Annotated in this window: 14 protein-coding genes; 9 read left to right on the top strand and 5 right to left on the bottom strand. The window is 67.8% G+C overall.

Going from position 1 to position 12,526, the window contains the following annotated elements; all coding sequences use genetic code 11:
- Positions 1-108 precede the first annotated feature (108 nt).
- Together BGP17_RS22980 and BGP17_RS22975 are read left to right on the top strand one after the other, a co-directional pair.
- Positions 109-915, top strand: coding sequence for a helix-turn-helix transcriptional regulator (locus BGP17_RS22980; protein ID WP_286713775.1), 807 nt, complete (start codon positions 109-111; stop codon positions 913-915).
- Positions 916-976: 61 nt separating this feature from the next.
- Complete coding sequence (locus BGP17_RS22975; protein ID WP_286713773.1) at positions 977-1,522, top strand: heme-binding beta-barrel domain-containing protein; 546 nt, start codon at positions 977-979, stop codon at positions 1,520-1,522.
- A gap of 61 nt (positions 1,523-1,583) precedes the next feature.
- On the opposite strand, the gene BGP17_RS22970 is transcribed toward BGP17_RS22975, so the two are convergent.
- The 5 genes from BGP17_RS22970 to BGP17_RS22950 all read right to left on the bottom strand — a co-directional run bounded on the left by BGP17_RS22970 (position 1,584) and on the right by BGP17_RS22950 (position 6,824).
- Positions 1,584-3,110 carry a tyrosine-type recombinase/integrase gene (locus BGP17_RS22970; RefSeq protein WP_286713772.1) on the bottom strand — a complete coding sequence of 509 codons (1,527 nt, stop codon included), beginning with the start codon at positions 3,108-3,110 and terminating at the stop codon, positions 1,584-1,586.
- Positions 3,111-3,336: 226 nt separating this feature from the next.
- Entirely contained in the window at positions 3,337-4,611 is a 1,275-nt protein-coding gene (locus BGP17_RS22965; protein WP_167301279.1) for an adenosylmethionine--8-amino-7-oxononanoate transaminase, read from the bottom strand.
- Positions 4,608-5,219 carry a dethiobiotin synthase gene (gene bioD, locus BGP17_RS22960; protein ID WP_286713770.1) on the bottom strand — a complete coding sequence of 204 codons (612 nt, stop codon included), beginning with the start codon at positions 5,217-5,219 and terminating at the stop codon, positions 4,608-4,610. Before bioD ends, BGP17_RS22965 begins: the two co-directional genes overlap by 4 nt.
- Positions 5,216-6,334: an 8-amino-7-oxononanoate synthase gene (locus BGP17_RS22955; RefSeq protein WP_286713768.1), complete on the bottom strand. Its 1,119-nt coding sequence runs from the start codon at positions 6,332-6,334 to the stop codon at positions 5,216-5,218. Before BGP17_RS22955 ends, bioD begins: the two co-directional genes overlap by 4 nt.
- A gap of 61 nt (positions 6,335-6,395) precedes the next feature.
- Positions 6,396-6,824, bottom strand: a complete 429-nt coding sequence (locus BGP17_RS22950) for a hypothetical protein (RefSeq protein ID WP_286713766.1) — start codon at positions 6,822-6,824, stop codon at positions 6,396-6,398.
- A 165-nt stretch (positions 6,825-6,989) separates the two neighbouring features.
- Here BGP17_RS22950 and BGP17_RS22945 point away from each other — a divergent pair, with 165 nt between their 5' ends.
- Genes BGP17_RS22945 through BGP17_RS22915 form a run of 7 tightly spaced genes read left to right on the top strand, consistent with a single transcriptional unit; the run spans position 6,990 to position 12,488 of the window.
- On the top strand, positions 6,990-7,637 hold the full coding sequence (locus BGP17_RS22945) for a hypothetical protein (RefSeq protein WP_167301283.1): 648 nt from the start codon (positions 6,990-6,992) through the stop codon (positions 7,635-7,637).
- A 59-nt stretch (positions 7,638-7,696) separates the two neighbouring features.
- On the top strand, positions 7,697-8,809 hold the full coding sequence (locus tag BGP17_RS22940; protein WP_286713764.1) for an S-(hydroxymethyl)glutathione dehydrogenase/class III alcohol dehydrogenase: 1,113 nt from the start codon (positions 7,697-7,699) through the stop codon (positions 8,807-8,809).
- Between the two features lie 10 nt (positions 8,810-8,819).
- Entirely contained in the window at positions 8,820-9,203 is a 384-nt protein-coding gene (locus BGP17_RS22935; protein WP_167301285.1) for a VOC family protein, read from the top strand.
- On the top strand, positions 9,200-9,556 hold the full coding sequence (locus BGP17_RS22930) for a cupin domain-containing protein (protein WP_286713762.1): 357 nt from the start codon (positions 9,200-9,202) through the stop codon (positions 9,554-9,556). Before BGP17_RS22935 ends, BGP17_RS22930 begins: the two co-directional genes overlap by 4 nt.
- Before the next feature lie 25 nt (positions 9,557-9,581).
- Positions 9,582-10,430: a formyltetrahydrofolate deformylase gene (purU, locus tag BGP17_RS22925; RefSeq protein ID WP_286713761.1), complete on the top strand. Its 849-nt coding sequence runs from the start codon at positions 9,582-9,584 to the stop codon at positions 10,428-10,430.
- A 10-nt stretch (positions 10,431-10,440) separates the two neighbouring features.
- The gene (gene fghA, locus BGP17_RS22920; protein ID WP_167301288.1) at positions 10,441-11,274 is read left to right on the top strand and encodes an S-formylglutathione hydrolase; all 834 of its coding nucleotides are present in this window, start codon (positions 10,441-10,443) and stop codon (positions 11,272-11,274) included.
- Positions 11,271-12,488, top strand: coding sequence for an NAD(P)/FAD-dependent oxidoreductase (locus tag BGP17_RS22915; protein ID WP_286713759.1), 1,218 nt, complete (start codon positions 11,271-11,273; stop codon positions 12,486-12,488). Before fghA ends, BGP17_RS22915 begins: the two co-directional genes overlap by 4 nt.
- The last annotated feature ends 38 nt before the right edge of the window (positions 12,489-12,526 follow it).

Raw genomic sequence — 12,526 nt, 5'->3', positions numbered from 1 at the left:
CGACACCCGCAGGCCGGTTCTGACAATTCCAGTGGCGCTGGAGGCGCCGTCGAACTCTCTGGCCCAGCGGGCTTGCCGCAAGAGCCGGCCCCATGGAATAGTTGCGCGATGCAGCTTGACTTTCGCGACCACGGCCCAGCGCACGCCGAGCTTGGCCGCTTGGTACGCTCGGCATGGAGTCTCGACTATGGCGGCGGCGCCCAGCGCCTCGAAGGCCTGATCGCACCGGATTGCCAGGTCGAGTTCGTCTTCCAATTGGGCGACCCTTGCCGCCTTTCGGATGGCGCGTCGGGGCAAATCACGCCGCGCGCGATGCTCTATGGGCTTCGGCATGGTACGCTGCAGATGGTGCCGAACGGCGCGAACAGGATGGTGTCGTTCCGCGTCGCCCCGGCGGTTGCGGCCGCAATCGTACGCGCGCCCCTGGCTGATTGCTGGGACCGGCCAATCGCGCTTTCGGAGCTGATCGGGTCGGAAGCGGACCGCCTGCTCGACCGGCTCGCTAGCGCACCGCGCGACGCCATCGGAAACGTGATCGAAACCTGGTTGCTCTCGCGACTGACCGACTGGAGCGCCGAGGACGCGCGGCAATGCGCACTTCAAGATGTGCTCCTGTCGCGCTTTGCCGGACAGCGGCTCTCGGTACTCACTGACGAACTCGGCATCTCGCCCCGGACGCTGCGCCGCGACTGCGAACGCTCGGCCGGATTGTCGCCCAAGCAACTCGTCATGTCGGGGCGGATGCTGCGCGGGTGCGTCCTGCTGCGCGACCGTCCGGACTTGCCTATTGCCGACATCGCCGACCGGTTGGGCTTCAATGACCAGCCAGCCTTCGCCAACGCCTTTCGTCATTATGTCGGGATGACGCCTGCTGCGCTGCGCGCCGAGCCGCTCGTCTATTGCGCGCTGCCCTGACCGCTTTCTGCAAGACGCGCGCGACGGGATCGGATTAGGTTCGGACGCAAAGGGAGGCGGTATGAAGCACGCGATCACGATCTTTGCTGCTGCATTACTGGCGCTGCTGCCGATGGCGGCGCCGGCTCAGAACGGCAGCGACCCGCTCGCGCCTGTGGCGATGTTGGCGGGCGACTGGACCGGCACCGGCGAGGGCGATCCCGGCACGTCGGCGGCCTTCCGACATGCCGCGCGGGCGCATGAAGGGCATTACCTTCGTATCGAGGGGCGGTCAGTCTATCCGAGGCAGGACAAGAACAAGAAGGGCGAGATGCATACACAGACCGACTGGTGGAGCTACGACAAGGCGCAGCAGCGTCTCATCCTGCGCCAGTTCGACAATCTCGGCTTCGTCTCGACCTATGCCCAGGACCTGGCGGCCAGCCGACCTGGGCATATCGTCCTGGTGTCGGTGCAGCTCGAGAATGTGCCCGCCGGATGGAAGGCACGGTACACCTATGACCTGATCGGCGACGACGCGTTCGAGGAACGGTTCGAGCTCGATCCGGACGGAAAGGGCTTCCAGCCTTACACTTTCAATCGCTTCCTGCGAGATCGGCCGGACTGAACGCTTCGTCTGCTCGCAGGCGAGCGACAGACGGCCTTGCCTTACCCCAAAGCGGGTTGCGTCAAGCTGCGGCCGAAATGTCTGATTGCGCTTGAGCCTTCTTCCAGGCGGCCAGCGCGTCCGCGGCATAGACGACACGCCGCCCAATCTTGCGAAAGGCGGGGCCGGTACCCATCCAGCGGTAGGTCTGCATCGTCCCCACCGTGAAGCCCAGCATCGCCGCCGCAGCGCGCGTGTCCAGCCATTGCGTGCGGATGACTGCCCCAAGGACAGGATCGGACGGGAGCGCTTCGCTCTCAGGCTCCTTGGCCCAGAACGTCTCGAACGGATCGCCTTCCGCGACGTCGTTGGCGGCAAGCACCTCCAGGCCCTCGCCGAGACACCGCGCGATCTCGTCCGAAATCCGCTCTGCCGCGCTCTTGAGCGGATGGTCGGAGAGGTGCGTGTAACGCTCGGTGGTCTTGGCGCTGCGATGACCGAGCAGCGCGCCGATGATCAGCATGCTGTCCCCGGTGGCCGCCCCGATCGAAGCGAAGCTGTGTCGCAGGTCGTGAATGCGCACGTCCTCCAGCCCGGCGGTCTTTCGAATCCGGACCCAGACCGCCTGGAGGTCCGTGACATGCGTGCCGTCTTTCTTGCCCGGCAGCAGATAGGGGTTGCCCTCCACCGTCGGCACCATGGCGATGATCCGCATCGCCGGGCCACCCAGATGGACGACCTTGGCGCCCGTCTTGGAGTCCGGCAGGCGCAGGCAGCGATGATAGCGATCGATATAGCTGTGCTTCAGCTTGAGGATCTCGTTCTTGCGGCAGCCGGTCAGGACCAGCAGGCGCAGCGCCGCGATGGCATATAGGCTTTCCACGCCGAGCGACGCGGCGGCGGCCAGCGCCTCGCCCAGCCGGGCCAGTTCCGCCGGCGAGAGAAACCGCTCCATTTTCTTGCCGGGAAACTTCCGGACGCCGATCGCTGGATTGTCGATCCGCAGCTTGCGCTCGACCGCCACGCCCAGCATTGCGCTGATCGTCGTCACGCACTGGTTCGCCGCCCCCTTGCCGCCGCGGACGCGCGAGAGTCTGCGATGCCCCTTCTTGAGCGTGCGCGCGGTCTTTCCGACTGCGATGTCGCGCAGCATCTGCTCGATGTCGCTGCGTTCGATCTTGGACACCCGCCGCTTGCCGAGCAGTGGCAGGATATGGTTCTCGATATTGTTGCGCGCCTGCCGGACCGAGCTCTCCTTGGCGGTGAACAGAGTCTCGTTCAGATAGATCTCGCTTAAATCATCAAGCGTGAGTTCTTTGCGCTCTGCTATCTTTTCTTGCTGTGGATCGATGCCATCTACGATCTTCCCCAAAAGGCTCTGCGCCTCCGAGCGTGCCGTTTCAGGCGTCCAAGGCGAGCCGTGGGCCCCGATCTTGAAGCGCCGCTGCCTGCCCTCGACGCGGTACTGCAGGACATAGACGAGCTTGCCCGCAGGCGAAATTCTCAACCCGAAACCAATGACATCGCTATCCCACAGAAAGCGGTCAGTCCCGTCGGCCGAGAGGCCGTCGACGAGGCGCTTCGTGATTCGAACGCGTTCGGCGGACATGCTATACTACTCCAACCCGACCTCAGCCTTCCGAAAGCATCCGAAATTTGGAAGCAGATTGGAAGCAAGAGGCAGAATATCGTGGGTTGAAGTGTCGCGTTATCGGCTAGGCGAGTCAAGACAAAATGGCTGAAATCGTAGCTTTGGATAGTATAGCGCAAGTAAAAAAGCGTCTTGGTAAGGCTGAGGTCGTGAGTTCAATCCTCACCGGCAGCACCACTCGCCCCTAGAAGGCGAACAGATCCCCCATGCGGGGCTCCCGCTCCAGAAACGCCGTCACCGCGCCATAGGTCGCGTCGAGATCGGCATCGTCGATGCAATAGGGCGGCATCACATACACCGTGTTGCCCAGCGGCCGGATCAGCACGCCGCGCTCCAGCGCGAAGGACCTGAGGCGCGGGCCCACCGAATCGAGATAGGCCGATTCGCCCGTGCCGATCTCGGCGGCGACGATCGTGCCCAGCCGGCGCGGATTGCGGACCAGCGGATGCCGGGCCAGCGCGTCGAGATGGTCCTGCTGGCGGTCGCCCAGGTCGGCGATGCGTTCGCGCACCGGCTCGTCGCGCCAGATCGCCAGATTGGCGTTGGCCGCCGCGCAGGCGATCGGATTGGCGGTGTAGCTCGACGAGTGGAAGAACATGCGGGCGCGATCGGTCGACAGGTGCGCCTCGAAGATCGCCGCGGTCGCCATCGTGACGGCCAGCGGGATCGCCCCGCCGGTCAGCCCCTTGGACAGGCAGAGGATGTCGGGCACCACGCCCGCCTGCTCGCAGGCGAGCAAGGTTCCGGTGCGGCCCCATCCCGTCATCACTTCGTCGGCGATGAACAGTACCTCGTGCGCCGCGCAGATCCTGCGCATCTCGGCGAGCAGGCTGGCGGGGTAGAATTTCATGCCGCCCGCGCCGAGCACCAGCGGCTCGACCAGCAGCGCGGCGGGCTTGTCGCGGCACTGTGCCTCCAGCGCGTCGAGCGTCGCCTTGCTCTGGCCAGGCTCGGGGAAGGGGATGGTCGCCACGTCGAACAGCAGGGGCTGATAGGGCCGGTTGAACACGCCGCGCGCGCCGACCGACATGCCGCCGATCGTGTCGCCATGATAGCCATGCTCCATCACGACGATGCGGTGGCGGGGCTCGCCGCGATTGTCCCAGAAGCCGAGCGCCATCTTCAGCGCCACTTCGACGCTGGTCGAGCCGCTGTCGGAGAAGAAGACGTGCCGGAGCGGGTCGGGCATGATCCGCGCCAGTTCGCGGGCGAGTGCCTCGGCCGGTTCATGGGTCCAGCCGGCGAAGATGATCTGGTCCATCCGGCTCGCCGTTTCGGCGATCGCGGCCATGATCCGCGGATGGCAATGGCCGTGCGTCGTGACCCACCAGGAGGAGATCGCATCGACGAAGCGCCGCCCGTCCCGCGTGTGCAGCGCCGCGCCTTCGGTGCGCACCACTTCGGGGATCGGCTCGCCGAGACCGTGCTGGGTGAACGGATGCCAGACGGGGGAAGTCATGCGGTGAAGTCCGTGAGGGTGAAGGCCCGCGCGAAGGCGGCGGCAAGGGCGGGGCGGTCGAGCGGGTCGAGGATCGGCAGGCGCCCAAGCCGGCGGACTCCGCCGATCGCGGCGATGGTGGCTTCGCTGTCCTCGTTCGCTTCCCCGACGAACGCCACGCCGAGGATCGGCACGCCGCGCGCGCGGAGCGCCTCGATCGAGAGCAGGCTGTGGTTGATGGTGCCCAGCGCAGTGCGGGCGACCAGGACCACCGGCAATCGCCAGCGCGCGAACAGGTCGGCATAGAGTAGCTCGCGCGTCACCGGCACCAGCACGCCGCCGGCGCCCTCGATCACCAGCGGGTCGATCGCGGGCGGATCGAGCCGCGCCGGATCGATCGCCACGCCGTCGATCTCGGCGGCCAGATGCGGCGAGCACGGAGTGTTCAGCCGATAGGCCTCGGGCAATGTCGCCGCTCCCGACACGGCGGCGACCCGCTCGGCATCGCTGGCGCCCTCCAGCCCGCTCTGCACCGGCTTCCAATAGGCCGCGCCCAGGGCTCCGGCCAGGCCGGCCGCGAACACGGTCTTGCCGATATCGGTATCGGTGCCGGTGACCACGATCCTCATGCCAGGCCCCGCAGCGCATCGGCGAGGGCGGCGACGTCGTCCTCGCCGGCGTTGAGAGTCAGCGAGATGCGCAGCCGCGAAGTCCCTGCCGGCACGGTCGGCGGGCGGATGCCGCGCACGTCGAAGCCGAGCCGCTGCAACTCCGCCGCCATCGCCATGGTCCGCGCATCCTCCCCGATCACCAGCGGCAATATCTGCGAGCCCGTTGCCCGCACGCCCACCGGGGCCAGCAGCGCCTCCGCCTGCCGGATCAGCCCGTGCAGCCGCGCGCGCCGTGCCGGCTCGGCGATCAGCGCCAGCGCCGCGCGCACCGCCTCCGCCATCAGCGGCGAAGGCGCGGTCGAGAAGATGAAGGCCCGGCCGCGATTGACCAGGAAGTCGCGCACCACCCGCGGCCCGCACAGCAGCGCGCCTTCGCAGCCCAGCGCCTTGCCGCAGGTATGCAGCGTGATCAGGTTCTCGCGCCCCGCCAGCCCTGCCGCCAGCCCGCGCCCCTGCGGCCCGAACACGCCGGTGGCGTGCGCTTCGTCGACCAGCAGCACTGCTTCGTGCCGGTCCGCCAGCGCGGCGAGTTGGTCGAGCGGCGCCTGGTCGCCGTCCATGGAATAGAGGCTTTCCACGGCGATCCAGATGCGCCCGGTGCCGCCCGCGTGCCGCCACGCCGCGATGGCGTGCTCGAACGCGCCGACATCGTTGTGCGCGGCCTCGCGCGCTTCCGCCCGGCTCAGCCGCATGCCTTCGTGCGCGCTGGCATGGATCAGCGTGTCGTGGACGATCAGGTCGCCGCGCTGCGGCAGCGTGGCGAGCAGCGCCGCATTGGCGGCATAGCCGGTCGAGAAATAGAGGGCGCTCCCGGCGCCGAAGAACCGTGCGGCTTCCGCTTCCAGCGCCTCATGCGCTTCGTGGTTGCCCCGCAGCAGCCGCGATCCGCCGGACCCGATCGGGATGCCCGCATCGATCGCCGCGCGCACCGCCGCCGCCAGCGCAGGATCGCCGGCCAGGGCCAGATAGTCGTTGGAGGAGAAATCCCGTCCCGCCCGCTGGGCCAGCCGTCGCGCACGGCTGCGTTCGGCGAGGTCGGCAAGGTCACGGCGCTGCGCTTCGAAATGGGGCATCCCCGCGCCCATAGGCGCAGTGGGCGCGATCGGCCAAGCGCGGAAGCCCGCGCGCCCGGGCTCAGCCGCCCCGCGGCTCCGTCATTTCCAGCGCGTCGCGCAGCATGGACATCGGACTCACGTCGCCGCTGGCGACCAGCACCGCATATTGATTGACGAGCTGCCACTTGTTGCGCTCGACCACCAGGACCAGGTCCTGGTTGAGCGGAATCTGGCTGCCGTCGATCCGGACGGCCGCGAAGAACAGCCCGTCGATCCAGAAGAGAGCGAGGCTGTTGTTGCCGTTGAAGAACTTGCCCGGGCCGTCGCTCGCGTTGAGCGTCCGCGGCACTGCCTGCATGCCGGGCTGATATCGGTTGCTGCCCGATTGGCCCCAGCCCGGAATCGTGCCGCCCGAGGTTCCCAGGCCGTTGATGCTCAGGTTGAGATCCTGGCTGGTCAGGTTCATCACATAGACGTTGCCCGCCGCTGCGTTCGGAGCCTCTACCATCCTTCTCTCCCGCCATCCCGCGCGGCCGGAAAAATAGCACGGGCCTCTCGCGGCGTCGCCGCGGATTGCCGCCGTTTCGGCGATATCGGCCCTGTGCGGCCGACGGCTTGCCTCGCCCGGGGCAGTGGTGTATTATTTAAATAATACACATATGGGAGATGCGGGATGCAGCGATCCTTTGTCGGCGATCATGGCAGGCCCTTCGGCACGGTGGCGGCGCTGCTCTGCCTGTTGCTCACCATCGCGCTGATCGTGCTCGGCGACGTTTCGCACGACCTGGCCGGCGCCTCGGAGCCGTTCGCGGCGATCGCCCGGGGCAGCTTCGATGCCGCCCGCGCCCATTGGGGCCTGCTGCTCGCCGGCGAGATCGTCCGCTGCGTGTTCGCGGGTGCGATCCTGCTCGCGATGCTGACGCTGGCCGGGCCGATCGGGCCGCGCACGCCGGCGCGCGACGCGGCGCTGTTCGTCGGCGCCGGGGGAATATTGTGCCTGGCCGTCGCTGCGCATTTCAGCATCGAGGCGGCGGCGCTGCTCGGTGTCGGCCGGATCTCGCCGCGGGGCGATCTCGTCGCGACGCTCACGGCGCTCGGCCATGCCGGCATCGCGCTCTGGGCGGTGCTGAGCGTGCGCGAGGCGGGTGTCGCGCGCAGCCTTCCCGGCTGGGTGCTGCTCGCCGGCCTCGCCTTTGCCGGTCTCGTCCTTGCCTCCGGCTTCGCGCGGGCCCTGCTGGACGTCGCCGCGTTCGCCGGGATCGCCTGGTGGGGCGGCATCTTCCTGACCCTGCGCAAGCCGGAAGACCGCATCCCGCGCTGACTCCCATTGCAACCGGGCCGGGTTTCCCCGATCAGGCCTGCGAGCAAGGAGCAAGACCCATGAAGACCCGCGCCGCCGTCGCCTTCGAAGCGAAGAAGCCGCTCGAGATCGTCGAGCTCGACCTCGAAGGACCCAAGGCCGGCGAAGTGCTGGTCGAGATCATGGCGACGGGGATCTGCCATACCGACGCCTATACGCTCGACGGATTCGATTCCGAGGGCATCTTCCCCAGCGTGCTCGGCCATGAGGGCGCGGGCATCGTGCGCGAAGTGGGTGCGGGCGTCGCTAGCGTGAAGCCGGGCGACCATGTGATCCCGCTCTACACGCCCGAATGCCGCCAGTGTAAGTCGTGCCTGTCGGGCAAGACCAACCTGTGCACCGCGATCCGCGCCACCCAGGGCAAGGGCCTGATGCCCGACGGCACGACCCGGTTCTCGTACAAGGGCCAGCCGATCTACCATTATATGGGCTGCTCGACCTTCTCGAACTTCACTGTGCTGCCCGAGATCGCGGTGGCGAAGATCCGCGAGGACGCGCCGTTCCAGACCAGCTGCTATATCGGCTGCGGCGTCACCACCGGCGTCGGCGCGGTGGTCAACACCGCCAAGGTCCAGGTCGGCGAGAAGGTGGTGGTGTTCGGCCTGGGCGGGATCGGCCTCAACGTGATCCAGGGCGCCCGGATGGTCGGCGCGGACGTGATCGTCGGCGTCGACATCAATCCGGACCGCGAGGCATGGGGCCGCCAGTTCGGCATGACGCACTTCGTCGACGGCAAGGGCAAGTCGCGCGAGGCGGTGATCGCCGAGGTGCTTGCGCTCACCGACGGCGGCGCCGATTATTCCTTCGATGCCACCGGCAATACCGAAGTGATGCGCACCGCGCTCGAATGCTGCCATCGCGGCTGGGGCGAATCGATCATCATCGGCGTGGCGGAGGCGGGCAGGGAGATCGCGACGCGCCCGTTCCAGCTGGTCACCGGCCGCGTCTGGAAGGGCACCGCGTTCGGCGGCGCCAAGGGCCGGACCGATGTGCCGAAGATCGTCGACTGGTACATGAACGGCAAGATCGCGATCGATCCGATGATTACCCATGTCCTCGCGCTGGAGGAGATCAACAAGGGCTTCGACCTGATGCATGCGGGCGAGAGCATCCGCAGCGTCGTCGTCTATTGAGGAGAGCGCCATGTTCAGCCACGTCATGCTCGGCAGCAACGATCTTGCCCGCTCGCGGGCCTTCTACGACGCACTGTTCGGCGCGGTCGGCGGCAGGCCGGCGATGACCGACGACAAGGGCCGGCTGATCTACCTGCACAATGGCGGGATCTTCATGGTCTCCATGCCGCTCGACGGCGATCCTGCCTGCCATGCCAATGGCGGCACGATCGGTTTCGCGATGGACAGCCCCGAGCAGGTCGTGGCCTGGCACGATGCCGGCGTCGCGGCGGGCGGCAAGTCGATCGAGGATCCGCCCGGCCTGCGCGACCTGCCCTTCGGCAAGATGCACCTCGCCTATCTCCGCGACCCCGACGGCAACAAGCTGTGCGGGCTGTGGCGCGTGCCGGCATGAGCGAAGTCGTCAACCTGGCGGAGAAGTTCGCCGGCTTCTCGGAACATTGGGCGCCGCGCATCGTCGCGCGCTACAACGACAATGACATCCGCATCGTGAAGGTGGAGGGCGAGTTCGTCTGGCACAGCCATCCCGAGACCGACGATTTCTTCCTGGTGCTCGAAGGCGTGCTCGACATCGAGCTGCGCGACCGCATCGTGACCCTCCGCCCGGGCGAGATCTTCGTGGTGCCGCGCGGCGTCGAGCACCGGCCGGTCGCGCGCCAGGGCGAAGTGAAGCTGATCGTCATCGAGCCGACCGGCACCCCCAATACCGGCGACGCGGCCACGGCGACGCAGGTGGAGGCGCTGTGATGTCGCGGTGCCCGGCCCGCCGCGCATGACCGCGCCGGCCTGGATCCTGACTCTCGATTGCGAGGACCGGCCGGGCATCGTCGCGGCAGTGAGCGGATTCCTTGCGGCGCGCGACGGCTTCATCCTCGACAGCCAGCAATATGCCGATCTCGATTCGGGCCGCTTCTTCATGCGCGTCGAGTTCAAGACGGTGGGGGAGCCATTCGAGACCGCGGTGCTGCGCGGGGATTTCGCACCCGTGGCGGAGCGCTTCGGCTTCGACTGGGCGATGGCGGAGAGCGACAGGTTCCCGCGCATCCTGATCGCGGTGTCGCGGGGTTCGCACTGCCTCAACGACTTGCTCCACCGCTGGAAGACCGGCGGCCTGGGGGTCGAGATCGCGGGCGTGGTCTCGAACCATGACACGCTGCGCGACCTCACCGAATGGCACGGCCTGCCCTTCGTCCTGCTGCCCGAGGACAAGGCATCGCAGGAGGCGGCGCTGCTCGCCGAGTTCGACCGCGCCGATGCGGACTATCTGATCCTCGCGCGCTACATGCAGATCCTGTCGCCCGCGCTCGCCGATCGGCTGGCGGGGCGCTGCATCAACATCCATCACAGCTTCCTGCCGGGGTTCAAGGGCGCCAGGCCCTATCATCGGGCGCATGCGCGCGGAGTGAAGCTGATCGGCGCCACCGCGCATTTCGTCACCGGCGACCTCGACGAAGGGCCGATCATCGAGCAGGCGGTCGAGCGAGTCGACCACCGCGCCTCGGTCGACGACATGATCCGCATCGGCCGCGACATCGAGGCGCAGGTGCTCGCCCGCGCGGTGCAGTGGATCGGTGCACGCCGCGTCTTCCGCAACGGCAATCGTACCATCGTCTTCCGCTGAAGGGCCGCCCATGGAACTGCTTTCCTCGAACAAGTCCCAGGGCGGCGTGCAGGGCGTCTATCGCCATGCTTCCGAAGTCACCGGCACCGACATGACCTTCTCCGCCTTCGTGCCCGAGCATGCGCCGGGCGCGAAGCTGCCGGTGCTGTGGTTCCTCTCGGGCCTCACCTGCACCCATGCCAACGTCACCGAGAAGGGCGAGTATCGGGCGGCCTGCGCGCGGCACGGCGTGATCCTGGTCGCGCCGGACACGTCGCCGCGCGGGCCGGACGTGCCCGACGACGAGGCCTATGATTTCGGCCAGGGCGCCGGCTTCTATCTCGATGCGACCGAAGCGCCCTGGGCGGCGCGGTTCCGGATGCGCAGCTATGTCGAGCAGGAGCTGCCGGCACTGGTCGGCGCGGAATTTCCCGCGGACATGGGCCGCCAGGGCATTACCGGCCATTCGATGGGGGGGCATGGCGCGCTCACCATCGGCCTGCGCCATCCGGAGCGCTTCCGCTCGGTCTCCGCCTTTTCGCCGATCGCGGCGCCGAGCCGCGTGCCCTGGGGCGAGAAGGCGCTGGGCGGGTATCTCGGCGCGGATCGGGGGGCGTGGCGCGCATATGACGCCGTTGCCCTGATCGAGGACGGCGCGCGCCTGCCCGAACTGCTGGTCGATACCGGCGCCGGCGATCCGTTCCTCGACACTCAGCTCAAGCCCGAACTGCTGGAGGCTGCCTGTAGCCGGGCGGGCATCGCGCTGACCCAGCGGCTCCAGCCGGGCTATGACCACAGCTATTATTTCGTCTCCACCTTCCTCGGCGACCATGTCGCCTGGCATGCGGAGCGGCTGAAGGCATGAAGTACGACGTCCTCATCGTCGGCGCCGGCCATGGCGGCGCCCAGGCCGCGATCGCGCTTCGCCAGAACAAGTTCGAAGGCAGCATCGGGCTGCTCGGCGACGAGCCCGAACTGCCCTATGAACGCCCGCCGCTCTCCAAGGAATATCTCTCGGGCGAGAAGGCCTTCGAGCGGCTGCTGATCCGCAACGCGGCCTTTTGGGAGGAGCGCCGGGTGACGCTGCTCCCCGGCCGCACCGTCACCGCGGTCGATCCCGTCGCGCATGAAGTCACCGTCGATGGCGAGCCGATCGGATATGGCCGGCTGATCTGGGCGACCGGCGGCAAGCCGCGTCGCCTGGCCTGTGACGGCCATGACCTTGCCGGCATCCACACCGTGCGCACCCGCGCCGATGTCGACCGGATGATGGCCGAGCTGGACGGCGTCGCCCGGGTCGCGGTGGTCGGCGGCGGCTATATCGGGCTGGAGGCGGCGGCCGTCCTCGCCAAGCTCGGCAAGCAGGTCACCGTGATCGAGGCGCTGGACCGCGTTCTCGCCCGAGTCGCCGGCGCGCCGCTGTCGCGCTTCTTCGAGGCCGAGCATCGCGCGCACGGCGTCGAGATCCGGCTCGGCGCGCAGGTCGAGGCGATCGAGGGCGAGGTTCGGGTCGCCGGCGTGCGCCTGGCGAATGGCGAAGTGATCCCCGCCGACATGGCCATTGTCGGCATCGGCATCCTGCCCGCCGTCGAGCCGCTGCTCGCGGCCGGCGCGGTCGGCGGAAACGGCGTGCTCGTCGATGCGCAGTGCCGTACCAGCCTGGCGGACGTCTTCGCGATCGGCGACTGTGCGCTGCATGTGAACCGCTATGCCGCCGATACCGCGGTCCGCCTCGAATCGGTCCAGAACGCGAACGACCAGGCCAATGTCGCGGCGAAGACGATCTGCGGCGTCGAGGCGAGCTACGACGCCGTGCCCTGGTTCTGGTCCAACCAATATGACCTCAAGCTCCAGACCGTCGGCATCTCGGCCGGGCATGATGCCGCGGTGGTCCGCGGCGATCCCGCCGCGCGCAGTTTCTCGCTGGTCTATTATCGCCGGGGCCGGGTGATCGCCCTCGACTGCGTCAACGCGGTCAAGGACTATGTCCAGGGCCGCAGGCTGGTGGTGGAGGGGCTTGCCGTGGATCCGGCGGCGATCGTCGACGCATCCGTTCCGATCAAGGAAATCGCGAGCTAGCCGAGCCTGACATTATGTCAGGTCTTGTTGACAATCGC

Source organism: Sphingomonas sp. 67-41 (assembly GCF_001899725.1).
Lineage (GTDB): Bacteria > Pseudomonadota > Alphaproteobacteria > Sphingomonadales > Sphingomonadaceae > Sphingomonas > Sphingomonas leidyi.
The sequence above is the reverse complement of the archived record's forward strand: the minus strand, read 5'-3'. Positions and strand labels throughout refer to the sequence as shown.

What these genes read in the sequence shown, in the direction of transcription:
- BGP17_RS22935 (WP_167301285.1), top strand. Translation starts at nt 8,820, where the DNA reads ATGTTCAGCCACGTCATGCTCGGCAGCAACGATCTTGCCCGCTCGCGG.
- BGP17_RS22965 (WP_167301279.1), bottom strand. Translation starts at nt 4,611, where the DNA reads ATGACTTCCCCCGTCTGGCATCCGTTCACCCAGCACGGTCTCGGCGAG.
- BGP17_RS22940 (WP_286713764.1), top strand. Translation starts at nt 7,697, where the DNA reads ATGAAGACCCGCGCCGCCGTCGCCTTCGAAGCGAAGAAGCCGCTCGAG.
- BGP17_RS22915 (WP_286713759.1), top strand. Translation starts at nt 11,271, where the DNA reads ATGAAGTACGACGTCCTCATCGTCGGCGCCGGCCATGGCGGCGCCCAG.
- bioD (WP_286713770.1), bottom strand. Translation starts at nt 5,219, where the DNA reads ATGAGGATCGTGGTCACCGGCACCGATACCGATATCGGCAAGACCGTG.
- BGP17_RS22930 (WP_286713762.1), top strand. Translation starts at nt 9,200, where the DNA reads ATGAGCGAAGTCGTCAACCTGGCGGAGAAGTTCGCCGGCTTCTCGGAA.
- BGP17_RS22945 (WP_167301283.1), top strand. Translation starts at nt 6,990, where the DNA reads ATGCAGCGATCCTTTGTCGGCGATCATGGCAGGCCCTTCGGCACGGTG.
- BGP17_RS22970 (WP_286713772.1), bottom strand. Translation starts at nt 3,110, where the DNA reads ATGTCCGCCGAACGCGTTCGAATCACGAAGCGCCTCGTCGACGGCCTC.
- BGP17_RS22980 (WP_286713775.1), top strand. Translation starts at nt 109, where the DNA reads ATGCAGCTTGACTTTCGCGACCACGGCCCAGCGCACGCCGAGCTTGGC.
- BGP17_RS22955 (WP_286713768.1), bottom strand. Translation starts at nt 6,334, where the DNA reads ATGCCCCATTTCGAAGCGCAGCGCCGTGACCTTGCCGACCTCGCCGAA.
- BGP17_RS22975 (WP_286713773.1), top strand. Translation starts at nt 977, where the DNA reads ATGAAGCACGCGATCACGATCTTTGCTGCTGCATTACTGGCGCTGCTG.
- BGP17_RS22950 (WP_286713766.1), bottom strand. Translation starts at nt 6,824, where the DNA reads ATGGTAGAGGCTCCGAACGCAGCGGCGGGCAACGTCTATGTGATGAAC.
- fghA (WP_167301288.1), top strand. Translation starts at nt 10,441, where the DNA reads ATGGAACTGCTTTCCTCGAACAAGTCCCAGGGCGGCGTGCAGGGCGTC.
- purU (WP_286713761.1), top strand. Translation starts at nt 9,582, where the DNA reads ATGACCGCGCCGGCCTGGATCCTGACTCTCGATTGCGAGGACCGGCCG.